The sequence below is a fragment of the Halovalidus salilacus genome, assembly GCF_031852275.1.
Taxonomy (GTDB): domain Archaea; phylum Halobacteriota; class Halobacteria; order Halobacteriales; family Natrialbaceae; genus Halovalidus; species Halovalidus salilacus.
On sequence record NZ_CP134700.1, the window covers coordinates 2,153,585 to 2,168,277 of the forward strand.

Below are 14,693 nucleotides of genomic sequence, written 5' to 3' on the forward strand. Positions count from 1 at the left end.
CACATGTCTTACGACCTCCCCAACGTTCGGCTCGGCGAGCAGGCCGAAGGGGACGCGGAGAGCGACGACGGCGGGGGCGAACCCGTCCGGACGGTCGAGTACCTGAACTTCGAGGTGCTGGACGAACGGGGGTGGAGCATCGACGACGACGACCTCTTCGAGAAGGCGGCCGACGCCGACCTCGACGAAGCGGACCACGGAACGATCGAGGTGCAGGGACGGCGGTACGTCCTCGACGCCGCGGAGGACGAGGGATTCGCGTGGCCGTTCGAGTGTCGCGCCGCCTCGTGTGCGAACTGCGCCGGAATCGTCTACGACGGCGACCTGTCGATGGACATGGACCTCATCCTCACCGAGGAGGAGGTCGAGGAGCGCAACATCGTCCTCACGTGTCAGGCGGTACCGGCGAGCGACGAGGTGAAGCTCGTCTACAACGCGATGCACCTCGAGTACCTGCAGGATCGCGTGATCGGCGTCCGGGAAGTGTGATCCGTCACACCCGAACCCGGGGGAATTCCCGCGAGGGGATCGGTAGGCACCCCAGCCACCGGCTCCAGTGATGGGACCGTGCCCTCGGTCGGGCGGTGCGTCGGTTCCCCGGCTCGAGCGGAAGACATACTTATGGCCCACGGCGTGGTGTGCTACCACATGGCTAACGCGAATCTACCCGACGACGATTCGTCCGACCGAACGACCGTCACTGACGGGTTCTTCGAACGGGAAGCGCACCTCTCTCGAACGGAAGCAGCGAAATTCCTCCGGGAGATCGCGGAGGCGCTCGAGGACGACACTTCGCTGACCGTCTCGGGCGGGTCGTGGGAGATCCCCTTCGAGTACCGCGAACCGATCGAGGTGGAGGTCGAACTCTCCGGCCGTCGAACGCCGGAACTCGAGATCGAATTCGAATTCGAAGCGGCGGAAGGGGAGGGCGGCCTCAGCGTCCGGTAATCGAACCGACGGTCAGGGGTCACGATCCTCGCGCCGAATCGGCAACGGACGAAAAATCGGTGGTGAGCGATCGCGCCTACCGCGCCGTCACTTCTGCAGCGAGAAGACGGCCAGGCGGGTGTCGCGTCCGCCGCTCCCGCGTCGGAGCCAGCCGCTTCCGCCGACCTGAATCGCCACGTACTGCTTCTCCGTTTCGGGGTCGTACCAGCTCATCGGGCTGGCAGCGATCGACGCCTCGCCGAGGTCGTACTCCCAGAGTCGGTCGCCGGTCTCGCCGTCGTAGGCGATGAAGTCCCCGTTCTGGGTGCCGGTGAAGACGACGCCGCTCTCGGTCGTCATCAGGCCGCCCCAGATGTAGGCCTCGCTCTCGATCCAGTCGCGCCAGACGCGCTCGCCCGTCTCCGGATCGATCGCGACGATGGCGCTGATCTTGTCGTTGTACTCGTCGGGAACCGCCTCGGTCTCGTCCTCGAGGATGCCGCCCCAGTACTTCTTGCCCTCCTCGTACTCCTCGAACCGCCACCAGGCTTCCTGGGGCGAGTTGTTCATCTTCGCGTAGACGAGGCCGGTTTCGGGGTTGTAGGCGGGGGGCTGCCAGTCGTTTCCGCCCATCGCGCCGGGCATGAACGGCATCCGACGACCCTCGTCGATGTGGGGGATCATCCGGTACATGTTCAGCTGCTGGACCCCCGGTTCGCTGCGCTCGATGAGTTCGCCGGTGTCGGCGTTCATCGTGTAGAGCCATCCGGTCTTCCCCGCGGAGACGACCACGTCGGTCGTGGTGTTCCGGTGTTCGATCTCGAAGTCCCGGATGAGGATGCGCGGGGCCGCGGAGTCGTAGTCCCAGACGTCGTGTGCGACCTCCTGGTGAGACCAGACGTAATCTCCGGTGTCCATGTCGAGCGTCAGCGTGCCGCAGCTATTCCGGTTGGGTCCGGGACGAACGGAGCCGTCGAAGTCCGGCCCGGGGTTGCCGATCGGCAGGTGCAGCCGCCGGTTCTCGACGTCGATCGTCGCGTTCATCCAGTTCGTCGCGCAGGACTGGTTGATGCTGTCGCCGACCCACTCCTCGTCGGGCGACGTCCAGGTGTGCCACAGCTCCTCGCCGGTTTCGGCGTCGAGCGCCTTGTGGAAGCCACGAACGCCGTACTCGCCGCCGGCACTCCCGGTGAAGATCATCCCGTCGAATGCGACGGGCGCCCAGGTGGCCGAGTACCCCTCCTCGTGGTTCGCCGTGGACGTGTACCACACCTCCTCTCCCGTGTAGCGGTCGAGCGCGACGACGCCCGAGTCGAGCGTCGTCATGAACACCTTGTCCTCGTGGACGGCGACGCCCCGGTTGTTGTCGTCGCAGCACAGCACGACGTCGGACGGGACGGCGTACGTGTAACTCCAGAGGATATCCCCCTCGCGGGCGTCGATGGCCTTGACGTGGTTCGGCCCGTTCGACTGGTACATCACCGGCGGGTCGCCGGGGACGATCAGCGGCGTCCCCTCCATGCTCGAGCCGGCCCCGACGTCGAGGACGTACTCGACCTCGAGTTCGTCGACGTTGTCGGGCGTGATGACGCCCGCGTTCGTTCGACGGTGCTGCTCGAGGTTTCCGCCGTAGGTGAGCCACGCCTCGGGGTTGTCGCCCGACTCGAGGATCATCTCGTCGGTGACGTCGAACTCCTCGATTCGGTCGGTGTCGTGCTGGTGCGTGACCGATTTATCCGGCGAACCGAGCACGCGGAATCCCTGGTCCGTTTCTCTGACGATCGTATCTTTCGCGGCCTGAACGGCCCTGTCTTCTTCGATTGACATGTGTATCTACCTCGCCTGGGGTGGAGCGCGCGTCTCCTCCGTGATCCAGAACGCGTGCTTGCAGATCTCCTCCTGGTTGACGATCGAGATCGCCGCGCCGGCGGTGATCGCCGCCGTCAGTTGCGCGTGCGATAACTCGTCACCGCGAGCGACCTCGAGCGCCGCTTTCGCCAGCAGGTAGACGCCCGCCAGCATCGCCTTGACGTCCCAGTAGCCGTCGTCGAGGATTTCGTCGGTGATGAGGATCCGGTTGTGCCACAGGTGCACGTCGAGCGCGTTGATCCACAGCAAGACGCCACCCATCGCCCGCTGATGGAGCGGCGGGACGTGTTCGACGTCGAACTCGACGCCGTCCGGAATGTCCCTCGTCGGAACCCACCGGGCGAGTCGCGTGTTGTTGTTCACGACGTCCATCACCAGTGCCAGCCGTTCGGTCTCGTCGAAGCCGAGGCTCTCGAGTTCAGCCACCAGCTCGTCGGCGTTGATCAGTTCGTGAGCCGTCCCCTCGATGTGTTCGGGCGTGAACCGCGGGAGGTTCGTCTCGAGGCTCTCGAAGAAATCGACGTCGACGAGGTGGTCGTAGATTCGCCAGCCGGGCTCGGTGAGCTCCCGATAGAGCGACTCCGGCTCCGTCTCTCCGTCCGGAATCCCCTTCGAACGAACGTCAGGGAGCCGGTTCAGCTGGGTCCGCACGTTCGCGAGTTCCTCCTCGAGCAGTTCCTCGTCGAGTTTCCCCGAGAGTGCGCCTCGGATCGCCGCTCCCATCGACTCGAACGCCGGGTCGGTCTCCGCATCCACCGCCTCGCGAAGGTGCTCGACGGTCAACTCCTCTCCATCGCGCGCCGCATCGACGCCGAGGGTGCGCGCTAACTGCCGTTGCGCTTCGGGTGTGATCTTTGCTGTCGTCATGCGTCCTCCCGATCGTGACACTTGTTTCCAACTGCCACTCCGTGTGTGGGGCCAACGTTCCTCTGTATCAAACTTATTATATTAATACTATACCTACGTCCTGAAACAATAGTGTCGATCGATTCGGCGATTCTCGAATCGGACGGTGACGACCGGCCGCACCCCGCTGACGGTGAGAGACCGGGATACCCGCGGAACCGGCCCAGTTCGACGCGGCGACGCTCGAACACTGCGCTCGTCCGCTCGGACACCGGCAGAGAGACCACTTGAATAAATCTCCAAATGTTTTATATCCCCCTTCGTGGTCAGTCGGACCGGGTGAGATTGTGAATCACACGCACTGTTCGCGTCGAGGGTTCCTCGCGCTCGGGGGAGGAATCGCACTGTCTGGCTGCATCGGTGGTTCCGGACGCGACGGAACCGCGGGCGGATCGGGGGACGAGTTCGGATCGGTGACGCTCCTGCTCAATTGGAACATGAGCGGCCTACACGTGCCGTACGTCGCCGCACGCGAGAACGGGTTCTACGAGGAGGAGGGGTTCGCGGACGTCGAAATCGAGAACGGTGACGGGGCCGACTTCGCGGCCAATCAGGCCGGACTCGGGAACGTCGAGTTCGCCATCTCGAGCGCCGATCAGATTCTCGCCGTCAACGCCGAAGAATTGTCGCCCGTCTCCGTCGGCATCGTGATGCAACGGAACCCCAACGTCGTCTTCGCGGATCGGAACAGCTTCGGGAGACTCGACGATCCCGAACGACTCGAGGGGGCGACGGTCGGGAGCGGTCCGGGGATGGTCCGGACGATGACGGAGGCGTTCCTCGACCACCACGGCGTTCTGGACGGCGTCGAGTACGTCGACACGGGTTTCGACACGGTACAGCAGGTGCTCAACGGTGACGTCGACGCCGCCGGCGGCGTGTTCAGCGACGTCGTCGACGCCGAACACCAGGGCGGGGAGATCGACGTCCTCGAGATCGAGTCGGCGGTCGCCTCCTACGGCCACCTCGTCGCGACCGACCGGCGCTTCGCCGAGCGGAACGCCGACGCGGTGAGCGGCTTCCTCCGGGCGACCGCCAGGGGAACGGCCTGGGCGGCGGAGAACCCGGACGAAGCGATCGACCACCTCGTGGACGTCCACCCCGAACTCGAGGAAACGCGGGAGAACCAGGCGGCCAAGTGGGAGCGAATGTACGCCGAGTACCTCCTCTCCGACGCCGTGGAGGCCGACGGGTGGGGCGCTAGCGGGTCGGGTCCGTGGACCGAAACGTACGAGACGCTCTCCGCCGCCGACGCCATCGAGAACGACGTCGATCCCGAGTCGGTGTGGACCAACGAGTACCTGGACGGCGACGCCGAGTACGTATCGGACTTCGCCGAACGAGTGCGATCGAACGCGTGACTGACGAACGGGAACGGGCCGGCGCGCAGGGAACGCCGTCGCCCGCCGAGGCGTCCCACTCTCCCCCGTCGCCACGTCCTCGAGGCTCGTCCTCGTCGCACCGGTCGCCGATCGGCGAGCGCGCCGACGGATCGGAGCGCAACCGGCGCGGGTCCGCCTCGAGCGCCGACGGTATCGACGGCCTCACCGTCGGCGGTCGCGACTTCGTCGCACGAGCGTTCCCGTCGGCGGTCGTGCTGGTCGCGCTCCTCACCGCGTGGCACGGCGCCGTCGACCGCTCCGGGATCCCGTCCGTCATCCTCCCATCGCCGGTCGAGGTGGCAACCACCCTCGTCGAAACCGCTCCGACGTTGCTGGGCGACGCCGCCGTCACGGGAACGACCGCCGGCGTCGGACTCGTCTTCGGCGGCGCCATCGGCGTGACGCTCGCCTTCGCGATGATACACTCCCGAGCGGCGACGAAGACGCTCCTTCCGTACGTGATCGCGCTCCGCATCGCACCGGTGATCGCCGTCGCACCGCTCCTGTTTCTCTGGGTCGGTCGCGGCGTACTCGCGCGGGCACTGGTGGTCGCGACCCTGACCGTCTTCCCGATGACGATCGCGACCCTCGACGGACTCCGATCCACGCCCGAACCGTACCTCGAGTTGCTGGAGACGGTCGACGCCTCGAAGACAGCCGCGTTCGTCCACGTCAGAGTTCCGGCGGCCGCGCCGAGCGTCTTCGCGGGCGTCAAGACCGCGGCCACGCTCAGCGTCATCGGGGCCGTCGTCACCGAGTTCGTCACGCTCGAGGCGGGCCTCGGTTATCGGGTGTTCGAGACGTCGAGTTACCTTCGAACCGCCGAAACCTACGCCGCCCTCGTCGCCCTCTCGCTGCTCGGAATCGGGTTCTACCTCGTTCCGGTCGCGATCGAGCGCGCGTTCTGGCGCTCCTGACGCCGTTGAAGCGAGCGTCAGTCCATCCCCGCGGTCCCACCCTCCAGGTCGAGCCAGCCGTACACCCCGCGCTGTGCCACCACGACCGCTCCGTACAGGGCGAGTCCCTCGAGCACCAAAACGACGAGGGCGGCGAGCATCACGTCCGGGCGAACGTTCTCCGAGCCGGAGAGAACGAGGTATCCCAGGCCGTCGTCCGAGACGACCCACTCCGCGACGACCGCCCCGACCACGGCGAGCGTCACGGACTGCTTGAGTCCCGCGAAGAAATCGGGGAGCGCGTACGGCACGTCGACGTAGAGGATTCGCTCGACCGCACCCGCGTTCACCGACCGCAACAGTTCGTGGTGCTCCGACGGCGCGCGATCGAGTCCGGCGGCGGCGTTCAGGACGAGCGGGAAGAACGCGATCAGCGCGACGAAGACGACCGCGGTCGTCGTTCCCATCCCCACGTAGATGAGCAGGAGGGGAGCGATCGCGAGTTTGGGCAGCACTCGGACCGTAACGAGGTACGGGTACACGGCCCGGCGGAACCACGGGACGTAGGCGACCAACAGCGCCAGGCCGATTCCGGCCGCGATTCCCACGGTTCCGCCGTAAACGATCTTCTCGAGCGTGTACCACGCGTTCGCGAGGTACAGTTCCGGATTCCCGACCAGTCGCGCGGCGACGGCGCTCGGCGGCGGGAGCACGAACGGCGGAACGTCGGTCACGAGCGTGATCGCCCACCAGAGGGCCACGCCGACGCAGAGCGCGCCCGCCGGGTACGCCGCGTCCGACGCGTCGAAGCGAACTCGTTCGTTCATGGTACCTCGCGCTCGTACCCGTCGTGGAGCGTCCGGCGGACCGCCGCGACCCGCCGCTGAAACGCCCGGGAACCGAAGACCTCCGTATCGCGCGGCTCGGGCAGGTTCACGTCGAACGTCGCTTCGATCCGGCCCGGGTCGTCCCCCATCACCACGCACCGATCGCCCAGGAAGACCGCTTCGGGGACGCTGTGCGTGACGAAGACGATCGTCTTCCGTTCGCGCCGCCAGAGCGACCGGAGCTCGACGCCGAGTTCGTCGCGCGTGATCTCGTCGAGCTCCCCGAACGGCTCGTCCATCAACAGCACGTCCGCGCCGAGGTGGATGGCGCGCGCGATGGCGACCCGCTGTCGCATCCCGCCCGAGAGCGCGCTCGGTCGAGCGTCCTCGAAGCCCTCGAGTCCCAGCGAGCGGAGTAACGCGCCCGCCCCCTCCCGATCGGGAGGCTTCCCCGCCATCCGCCGAAGGAACGCGACGTTCTCGAGCGCGGTCTTCCACGGAAGCAACGTGTGCCGTTGAAACACGAACCCGACGTCCCCCCGTTCCCGTGCCCGGGAGGGTGGCCGATCGTCGATTCGGACGCGGCCGCTCGTCGGTTCCTGGAGCCCCGCGATCGCCCGGAGCGCGGTCGTCTTTCCGCAGCCGGAGGGGCCGACGACGGTGACGAACTCCCCGCGGTCGATCCGCAGGTCGACGTCCGCGACCGCGGTGAACCCGTCGTATCGCACCGTGAGGTCTTCGAGTTCGATCATAGCTCGCCGGTGAGTAACCGTCCCTGCTCGAGCGCCGTCCGGAGGCGATCCCACGTTCGCTCGCGCTGCCAGCCCCACCCGTGGTCTCGCGTGTCGTCGCTCCGGCCGAATTCGGCGGCCGCGCGCTCGAACGTCGTTCGCACCCGTTCGGGATCCTCACCGCCGAGGTCGGCGATTCGGCTCGCCGCCGGGCCCGGGTCCTGATTCGCCTCCGCCCACCCGCCTACCGTTCCCGCGAGGAACGCCCGGAGTACGGATCGTCGGGTTCGGAGCGCTCGTTCGCGAACGACGACCGTCGGCCCGTAGATCGGGAAGTGATCGGTGACGAGCAACGCGTCGACCGTCTTCCCCCGTCGCTCGAGGTCGCGCGGATCGGTGACCGATCCGGTCACGACGTCGGCGGGTCCCGCGAGGAGCGCCTCCCGCTCTTCCCCGACCGTCTCTGCGATTTCGATGTCGTCCTCGAGCGCCGTCTGCGAGACGAACAGGCGCCCCAGGACGCCGGTCTCGGAGTTCGGCGGCATCCCGATCCGTCGCCCGTGAAGTTGGGCGACGCTCCGAAGCTCCTCCCCGAACACCTCCCGAACGGTGTACAGCACCGTCATCGCGCGCTGATAGAGGACCGCGACCGGCACGACCCGCGCCCCCTCGGCTCGCGCTCGCAGCACCGTCGCGGCCCCGGCGATTCCGACGTCGGCCCCGCCCGACCGGACTCGATCGAGCGCGCGCAGCGATCCGTCGTGGTGCCCGAACTCGACGCCGACGTCGTACGCGTCGTACCACCCCGCCGTCGTCGCCGCGTAAAACGGTACGTGGAGGCCGTTCGGACGCCAGTTCACCGCGACGGTCACGTCGTCCGCTCGCGTCGCATCGTCCGCCCGCGTCGCGTCGTCCGCTCGCGCCCCATCATCCGCCGAGGTCGCGTCGTCCGCCGGCCTCGCATCGTCCGCCCGCGTCGCGTCCGCGCGTGCTCCTCCGTCCCCCGACTGCCGATCGAGAAAGATCGTTTCCGCTCGCTCCAGCAGCGCCGTCGCGTGTCGGTCGTACGTTCGACGACGGCTCGAGCGGCGGTCTCCGGCCGGCCGCCACGCCGAGGGCGGCCGGCCGTGCGTTCTGGAGTTCGGTTCCACCGTCGTCCGTTCGACCAGTACGCGATCCTCGAGCCGGGCGAGCGCATCGCGGATCGTCGACCGACTCGTTCCGGTCCCGACCTGCACCTGAAGGATCGTCGCGGGCCCGTCTTCGCGTTCGGTTCGTAACAGGAGGTACGCGAGGACGCGCGCTGTCGTCCGTCCGAGTCCCGCGGAGAGGTGCTCGACGAGGAGTTGATCGTCATCGTCGAGTACCCAGAACGTTCGTCGGCGCATTCATGTTAGCATATACCTCGGCATCGCATAAGGGTATCCCCGCTTCGCGCCGACGGGTAGATTCGAGCGTGGCGACTGATCGGTTTCGATCCCCGTCGCCGGTACGAAGGAGTCGTTACTGGTAGTCGGCCGCATCGTGATCGATCCTCGTGGGCCGTACCTTCCCGTGTTCTTCGAGTTCGTGGGCGTTGATCCGTCGCTGTAAGTCCGCGCTCGAGCCGACGACGAAGTACGTGTTACAGACCGAGCACTTGTCGACGAGAAGTTCGTTCGTGGTCATGGTGGGGTCAGGGCCGCGGTACGAGATCGAGCGGTCGAGCACGTCCATCGGTTTCGATGGCGCGTCGGCCCTCGACGGTCGAACGTCACCACTCCGAAGGGATCACGGGCGTCGTTGCGTGCGCTACCGCTTTTTCACCGGGGGGCCGTTGCTCGAACGCACAGATTAAATCGGTCGAAACGCGAAAAATCGAGGCCGCAGTGGCGGGGAGGAACCGACCTCAGTCGTCCCCGGTGGCAGTCGCGCCGCCTTCGCTGCTGACGCCGGTTCCGGGGCCGATATCGATCCCCAACTCCTCGAGTTTCTCGTCGGGGACGACGCCGTCGACCCAGCCGCGGTGGTCGTAGTACTCGGCTTTCATCTCCTCGAGTTCGCAGTACTCGCCCTCGGAGGCGCCCTGTCCGGGCGTCCCGCCCTCCTCGAGGAAGACCTGCGGGAGGGAGTCGTCGCTCGCGTCGAAGCCCGCCAGGTTGTTGTAATAGCGCTCGAGGTTGTAAACGCGCTCGCCCGCCTCGAGCAATTCGTCCTCGGTGACGTCCATGCCGGTCATGCCGTTGTACTGGAGGACGTACTCCTCGATCCCCTCGGCGAAGGCGTTGAACTTGCAGATGTCGAACGAATCGCTGATCGCGTGCAGATCCTGGAACTGGGCGGTCAGCTCGCCCTTGCCCTCCCACTCGTAGGGGTCGACCTTCTCGGGGATACCCAGGATCTCAGCGGCTGGCGTGTACCCCCGCAGGTGGCACGCCCCGCGGTTCGAGGTGGCGTAGCCGATCCCCATCCCCTTCATGCACCGGGGATCGTAGGCCGCGATCGCCTGACCCTTGACGTCCAGGCGGTGCTCGTGGGCGTCGAGTTCCTCCCCGACGCGCCGTTGACCCTCGGCGAGCAGGTCCGCGAGGTCGCCCTCGCGGTTGGCGATTCGTTCGATCATCTCGACCATCTCCTCGGTGTCGCCCCACTCGATGCCCTCGCCGTCGTCGAACTCCTCGAGGTAGCCCTCCTCGGTGAGGTCCATCGCGAGCGCGAGGATGTTGCCCGTCTCGATGGTGTCCATCCCAACGTCGTTGCACCGATCGATCATCAGCGCGACCTGGTCGCGGTCGTCGTTCATCGAGTTCGGGCCGAGCGCCCAGGCGGACTCGTACTCGTAGGACTCCATCCGGACGTTCATCTCCTCGCCCTTGTGCATCACGTCGACCTCGACCTCCTTCTTACAGGCGACCGGACAGGAGTGACACGTGGGTTCGTCGACGAGGATGTTCTCCCGGACGTTCTCCCCGGAGACGTTCTCCGAGTCGAGCTCGAGTTCGCCGGCGTCGACGGCGTCGCCGGTCGATGTGTATTGGCCGTTCTTCGTCGGGAGGCCGGACATCTCCTCGGTGATGTTCATCAGGACGTTCGTCCCGTACATCGAGAGGCCGCCCTCGTTCGGCGCGGTGACCTCCGACTCCTGGATGGCCTGCATCGCCTGGCGGTGGCCCTCCTGGAACGTCTCCTGGTCCGCGGGTTTGGGCATCCGCGTGTTGGATTTGACGACGACCGCCTTGAGGTTCTTCGAGCCGGCGACGCAGCCGACGCCGCCCCGACCCGAGGCGCGGTCGTCCTCGTTCATGATGTTGCCGTACCGCACCAGGTTCTCTCCCGCCGGGCCGATGCCCATGATCGAGAGGTTCTTCCCGTAGGAGCCGTCGACCTCCTCCTCGATCGCGTCGCGGGTCTCGTGGAATCCCATCCCCCAAAGGTGGGAGGCATCACGGAGTTCGACCTCGCCGTCCTCGACGTACGCGTACACCGGTTCGTCGGCCTTCCCCTCGAACAGCAGGCCGTCGAAGCCGGCCCACTTCAGTCGGGCGCCCGACCAGCCGCCGTGGTGACTGTCGGTGACCGTCCCCGTCAGCGGTGATTTCGTACAGATGGCGATCCGGCCGCTCATCGTCACCTGCGTGCCCGAGAGCGGGCCGTTCATGAACGCAAGCAGGTTCTCCGGTCCGAGCGGGTCCACGTCCGGCCCCTGTTCGAAGACGTACTTTACCCCCAGGCCCCGCGCGCCGATGTACTTCTTCGCGTCCTCGTCGTCGATCGACTCGTACGCGATCTCCCCGTCGGAGAGGTCGACGCGCGCGACCCTGTCCTGAAAGCCGCCCAGTTCGGTCATGGTACTCCCTCGGTGGATGTCCCAACGCGACGGATGTTAACTCTTGTCGTGGTGGAAACGGACTTTCTCCTTTGCAACCGGGAGAGACCGCCGTGACGGTCGCCGTCTCCGCGCTCCCGACGGGCACGGGAGCGACGAGCAAACCGTTGCCGGGAGCGGAGCGACAGCGAGAACGCTATCCGCCCCTGTTCTGTCGGGATAGGGGACGCAGTGGGGGTGGAGACGAAGATTTTTGCCGAAACGTGTGGTACGCCATCACACCCCTGACATGCGATTCCTCCGCGAGCGATCGATTCCCGGCCGACAGCCGGAATACACCGGGGAGAACCGTTGCCTTCCGTGTACGGTCGGTAACGTCGGTCTCGCCGGCGTACTGGCGGCCGGCGTCGGTGTCGTCACGACCGTTCCAATCGGGACGATCGTATTTCTCGGCTCCCTCGTCACGATTTATCTCCGCGGGTACCTCGTTCCCGGAACGCCACGACTCACCGAGCGGTACCTCCCACACCGGATCCGCAGACTGTTCGGCAAAGACCCGATCGCTGCACCCACGCTCGAGGACGGCGAAGCCGTCGATCCGTGGGACGTACTCGCCGCCGCTGGCGTCGTCGACCGAACGACGGGTGACGGGGTTCGTCTCGACGGCGACTTTCGCACGCACCTACGGCGGACGTCGAGTCGGTACGCGGAGGCGCCCCCTTCGGTCGACGAAATCGGTCAGGTGGTCGGGACGACGGACGTCGTCGAACGGGGTGAGGGGGCGTTTTCCGTCGACGGTACCAAACTGCTCCGGTGGGAGTCGGACGCCGCGCTCGCGGCGGACGTGGCGGCCGCTTCGCTCCTCGAGGACCGTCTCGACGGCTGGGCCGCACTCGATCGCGACGTCCGGTTGGACGTCCTCCGCCGCGTTCGGTTGTTGGCCGAACGCTGTCCCGCGTGCGACGGACCGATCGACCGGCAGCACGATCGAGTCGACCCGTGTTGTCAGCCGCCGCACGTCCTCGTCTGGTCGACCTGTCGGTCGTGCGAGGCCCTCCTCGGGGAGGTCGCCGTTCCCGAGTCCAACGTCGAGTCGTGGGCGGTGCTCGAGGAGATAGGCGAGGGAGCGTCCGAACCGTCCGGTCGCGCCGAGTAAACCGGGGCGGGCCGTCCTAGTCGAACGACCACTCCGTGTCGATTTCCGGCGGGTTCGAGAGCGTCTGCAGGACGACGCAGTACCGCTCCGCGTACTGCTTCAGCGCGTCCGCAGTTTCGGGACTGACGTCGCCGTCGACCGAGACCTCCATTCGAATGTCCTCGAATCCGACGGGGGCGTCTTCGTCGATGCCGAGCGTCCCCCGGAGGTCGAGGTCGCCGTGGACCTCGGTCGAGATGTCGGCGTCGACGTCGAACGCGTCGGCGACCGCCTGGGCGGTGAGTTGCGAGCAGGCGGCGAGGGCACCGAGCAGGAGATCACCCGAACACGCACCCGTTCCCGTACCGGCGGCGCCCTCGTGCAACTCGGCTTCGTAGATCGCTCGACCGATGTCGACGTTACAGGAGCGGACGTCGGATTGCGCCGCTCCGCTCGCCGTCAGCGTGACGCGAGCCTGTTCGGGATCTTCCTCGTACGTCTCTTTGAGCGGTCGTTGCGCCTCTTGAAGGTCACTGTCGGACATATCTCGTTCTCGAAAGCGAGTACGACATTCGGTATCAAAACGCTAGGGGAAGGGCCGGAAATCACCCCGAGATCGGGACGCCGCCGAAGACGAGGACCGCGATCACCCAGTAGACGACGTAGAGGCTACCGAGGAGGACACCGTGCCACCGTTTCAGATTCCCCCTGTGAAGGAAATAGGCCGCGAGCGCCGTTATGACGATCACCGAGGGGAGGTGGAACACGAGGACCGAACTCGAGATCGTGAGGTCGCTCATTAGCATGATGACGCCGACGTTACCCGTCACCGAAAACAGCACGCTGCCGATGACGTTCCCGACGCCGATTTCGGGGACGCCCCGACGAACAGGTTCGATCGTCAGCATCACGTCTTCGAACGTGAGGATCAGGGTCAGGACCGTCGCGCCGAAGACGGTCTCGTCGATGCCGAATCCGTCGATGGCGGACTCCGATCCGGATTCGATCAGGATCGATCCGAGGACGATTCCGGCGAGCGCAACGAGGGAGAGGGTTATCCAGATCCAGCCCGACGCTCGATGGCCGCTGACGAACCGGTCTTCCGGAATCTCCGCGATCGACGCCGGTTGAATCGCCCCGCCGTCGGGTTGGACGCGCTTACCGAGGTCGGAATTTCGGAACACGTACGTACCGCGCTGGTACTCGCGAACCAACAGGTACCCGAACATCGCGACGAAGATACCGAGTAGGACGAGCCCGTGGATCAGCGTGAGCGATCCCAGGAGGACGAACGGCGTCAGGAGGATCGGTGCCACCGCGAAGAGCGCGACGTAATCGGTCGGCAGGTCGACCGGGAACGGTTTGAGTATCGCCGCGAGGGCGAGCGTGACGCCGATGATCGCGAGGCTCGTCCCGAGCGCCGTACCGAGGGCGGCACCCTCGAGGTCGCCCGCTGACAGCACGAGCGCCAGTACCGTATCGTCGAATTCGAATCCGGTGAAGAGGATCGCGAGCGCGAACAGTGAAACCTTCAAACCGAGCGCGGCGCGCGTGAGGTAGCTGATCAGCTTCTCGACGCACGCGGTCAACAGGAGCGCGCCGCCGACGATTGCAGCCAGCGATCCGACCGTGCCGTACTCTTCGACGACGTTTTCGACCGCCCCCTCGAGGCCGCCCTCACCGTCGTCACCATCTCGGGCGTCGTCCTGCGCGAGCGCAGGCGACGTCAGGAGTACGATACACGACGCGAACACGACGAACGCGAGCAGTATTCGTCCGTTGTTCATAGTGAGCTAGTTCGCGTGAGGGGGACTCGTGAATCCACGAGGCGAACGGTGGCCGTGGTGTAGTGGCGTTCGTACATCGGTGCGTCAGCGGACGGGTGCGTTCGTCCGGGGGTCCTGTCGGTGTCCGCAGCCGTCGAACACGGGGCGGTTCTCCGCTGCCAGGGTTCGAATGGACGTCCCGATTTCGTCCGCACGACCGGCTCGAGGACGCTGAAGCGGTTCTGCTGGCATGGTAGGTATGTTTGACATTGTCTACCTCTACGATGCCCGGTAAAAGTCTATCGCCGAGATAAATCGAGCGTGGAGCGGGTGGGTGGGCGAACAGTCGACGACGTACCGTGCCGTCGACGACGAATCGCCGGGCGGGGTATCCCTAGATTCAACCGCCGCGTTCGCGTAGGTGACGATGATGTCGATCCCTTCGAACG

Annotated in this window: 14 protein-coding genes; 5 read left to right on the top strand and 9 right to left on the bottom strand. The window is 66.2% G+C overall.

The genetic code is table 11. The features are described from left to right. The first annotated feature begins 3 nt into the window (after nucleotides 1-3). Both fer and RJT68_RS10750 read left to right on the top strand, forming a co-directional pair. Nucleotides 4-489: a ferredoxin Fer gene (gene fer / locus RJT68_RS10745; RefSeq protein WP_407036557.1), complete on the top strand. Its 486-nt coding sequence runs from the start codon at nucleotides 4-6 to the stop codon at nucleotides 487-489. Nucleotides 490-648: 159 nt separating this feature from the next. Next, on the top strand, nucleotides 649-948 hold the full coding sequence (locus RJT68_RS10750; RefSeq protein WP_407036558.1) for an amphi-Trp domain-containing protein: 300 nt from the start codon (nucleotides 649-651) through the stop codon (nucleotides 946-948). Nucleotides 949-1,035: 87 nt separating this feature from the next. On the opposite strand, the gene RJT68_RS10755 is transcribed toward RJT68_RS10750, so the two are convergent. Continuing rightward, entirely contained in the window at nucleotides 1,036-2,754 is a 1,719-nt protein-coding gene (locus RJT68_RS10755) for a pyrroloquinoline quinone-dependent dehydrogenase (protein WP_407036559.1), read from the bottom strand. A gap of 6 nt (nucleotides 2,755-2,760) precedes the next feature. Further along, nucleotides 2,761-3,663 carry a type I phosphoribosyltransferase gene (locus RJT68_RS10760; protein ID WP_407036560.1) on the bottom strand — a complete coding sequence of 301 codons (903 nt, stop codon included), beginning with the start codon at nucleotides 3,661-3,663 and terminating at the stop codon, nucleotides 2,761-2,763. Between the two features lie 326 nt (nucleotides 3,664-3,989). On the opposite strand from RJT68_RS10760, the gene RJT68_RS10765 reads away from it, so the two are divergent. Together RJT68_RS10765 and RJT68_RS10770 are read left to right on the top strand one after the other, a co-directional pair. Continuing rightward, on the top strand, nucleotides 3,990-5,063 hold the full coding sequence (locus tag RJT68_RS10765) for an ABC transporter substrate-binding protein (RefSeq protein WP_407036561.1): 1,074 nt from the start codon (nucleotides 3,990-3,992) through the stop codon (nucleotides 5,061-5,063). A gap of 173 nt (nucleotides 5,064-5,236) precedes the next feature. Then, entirely contained in the window at nucleotides 5,237-6,001 is a 765-nt protein-coding gene (locus tag RJT68_RS10770) for an ABC transporter permease (protein WP_407040357.1), read from the top strand. Nucleotides 6,002-6,018: 17 nt separating this feature from the next. Here the strand turns inward: RJT68_RS10770 and RJT68_RS10775 are convergent, their stop codons facing one another. The 5 genes from RJT68_RS10775 to RJT68_RS10795 form a co-directional block, all read right to left on the bottom strand. Then, entirely contained in the window at nucleotides 6,019-6,807 is a 789-nt protein-coding gene (locus RJT68_RS10775) for an ABC transporter permease (protein ID WP_407036562.1), read from the bottom strand. After that, nucleotides 6,804-7,559 (bottom strand): ABC transporter ATP-binding protein, encoded by a 756-nt coding sequence (locus RJT68_RS10780; RefSeq protein ID WP_407036563.1) that lies wholly within the window; start codon nucleotides 7,557-7,559, stop codon nucleotides 6,804-6,806. The genes RJT68_RS10775 and RJT68_RS10780 overlap by 4 nt, the downstream gene beginning before the upstream one ends. Continuing rightward, entirely contained in the window at nucleotides 7,556-8,926 is a 1,371-nt protein-coding gene (locus RJT68_RS10785; RefSeq protein WP_407036564.1) for an ABC transporter substrate-binding protein, read from the bottom strand. Before RJT68_RS10785 ends, RJT68_RS10780 begins: the two co-directional genes overlap by 4 nt. 115 nt (nucleotides 8,927-9,041) lie before the next feature. Further along, nucleotides 9,042-9,206: a hypothetical protein gene (locus tag RJT68_RS10790; protein ID WP_407036565.1), complete on the bottom strand. Its 165-nt coding sequence runs from the start codon at nucleotides 9,204-9,206 to the stop codon at nucleotides 9,042-9,044. Nucleotides 9,207-9,426: 220 nt separating this feature from the next. Further along, the gene (locus RJT68_RS10795) at nucleotides 9,427-11,364 is read right to left on the bottom strand and encodes an aldehyde ferredoxin oxidoreductase family protein (protein ID WP_407036566.1); all 1,938 of its coding nucleotides are present in this window, start codon (nucleotides 11,362-11,364) and stop codon (nucleotides 9,427-9,429) included. 244 nt (nucleotides 11,365-11,608) lie between these two features. Between RJT68_RS10795 and RJT68_RS10800 the strand changes: the two genes are divergently transcribed. Continuing rightward, entirely contained in the window at nucleotides 11,609-12,499 is an 891-nt protein-coding gene (locus RJT68_RS10800) for a hypothetical protein (protein ID WP_407036567.1), read from the top strand. 16 nt (nucleotides 12,500-12,515) lie between these two features. Here the strand turns inward: RJT68_RS10800 and RJT68_RS10805 are convergent, their stop codons facing one another. Together RJT68_RS10805 and RJT68_RS10810 are read right to left on the bottom strand one after the other, a co-directional pair. Then, a complete protein-coding gene (locus RJT68_RS10805) occupies nucleotides 12,516-13,022 on the bottom strand; it encodes an OsmC family protein (RefSeq protein ID WP_407036568.1) in 507 nt (168 codons plus the stop codon). A gap of 61 nt (nucleotides 13,023-13,083) precedes the next feature. Then, complete coding sequence (locus tag RJT68_RS10810; protein WP_407036569.1) at nucleotides 13,084-14,265, bottom strand: sodium:calcium antiporter; 1,182 nt, start codon at nucleotides 14,263-14,265, stop codon at nucleotides 13,084-13,086. Between the last annotated feature and the right edge of the window lie 428 nt (nucleotides 14,266-14,693).

Bases quoted from the DNA above. Each gene is read 5' to 3' on its own strand.
- fer (WP_407036557.1), top strand. From the start codon at position 4: ATGTCTTACGACCTCCCCAACGTTCGGCTCGGCGAGCAGGCCGAAGGG.
- RJT68_RS10750 (WP_407036558.1), top strand. From the start codon at position 649: ATGGCTAACGCGAATCTACCCGACGACGATTCGTCCGACCGAACGACC.
- RJT68_RS10755 (WP_407036559.1), bottom strand. From the start codon at position 2,754: ATGTCAATCGAAGAAGACAGGGCCGTTCAGGCCGCGAAAGATACGATC.
- RJT68_RS10760 (WP_407036560.1), bottom strand. From the start codon at position 3,663: ATGACGACAGCAAAGATCACACCCGAAGCGCAACGGCAGTTAGCGCGC.
- RJT68_RS10775 (WP_407036562.1), bottom strand. From the start codon at position 6,807: ATGAACGAACGAGTTCGCTTCGACGCGTCGGACGCGGCGTACCCGGCG.
- RJT68_RS10780 (WP_407036563.1), bottom strand. From the start codon at position 7,559: ATGATCGAACTCGAAGACCTCACGGTGCGATACGACGGGTTCACCGCG.
- RJT68_RS10785 (WP_407036564.1), bottom strand. From the start codon at position 8,926: ATGCGCCGACGAACGTTCTGGGTACTCGACGATGACGATCAACTCCTC.
- RJT68_RS10790 (WP_407036565.1), bottom strand. From the start codon at position 9,206: ATGACCACGAACGAACTTCTCGTCGACAAGTGCTCGGTCTGTAACACG.
- RJT68_RS10795 (WP_407036566.1), bottom strand. From the start codon at position 11,364: ATGACCGAACTGGGCGGCTTTCAGGACAGGGTCGCGCGCGTCGACCTC.
- RJT68_RS10805 (WP_407036568.1), bottom strand. From the start codon at position 13,022: ATGTCCGACAGTGACCTTCAAGAGGCGCAACGACCGCTCAAAGAGACG.
- RJT68_RS10810 (WP_407036569.1), bottom strand. From the start codon at position 14,265: ATGAACAACGGACGAATACTGCTCGCGTTCGTCGTGTTCGCGTCGTGT.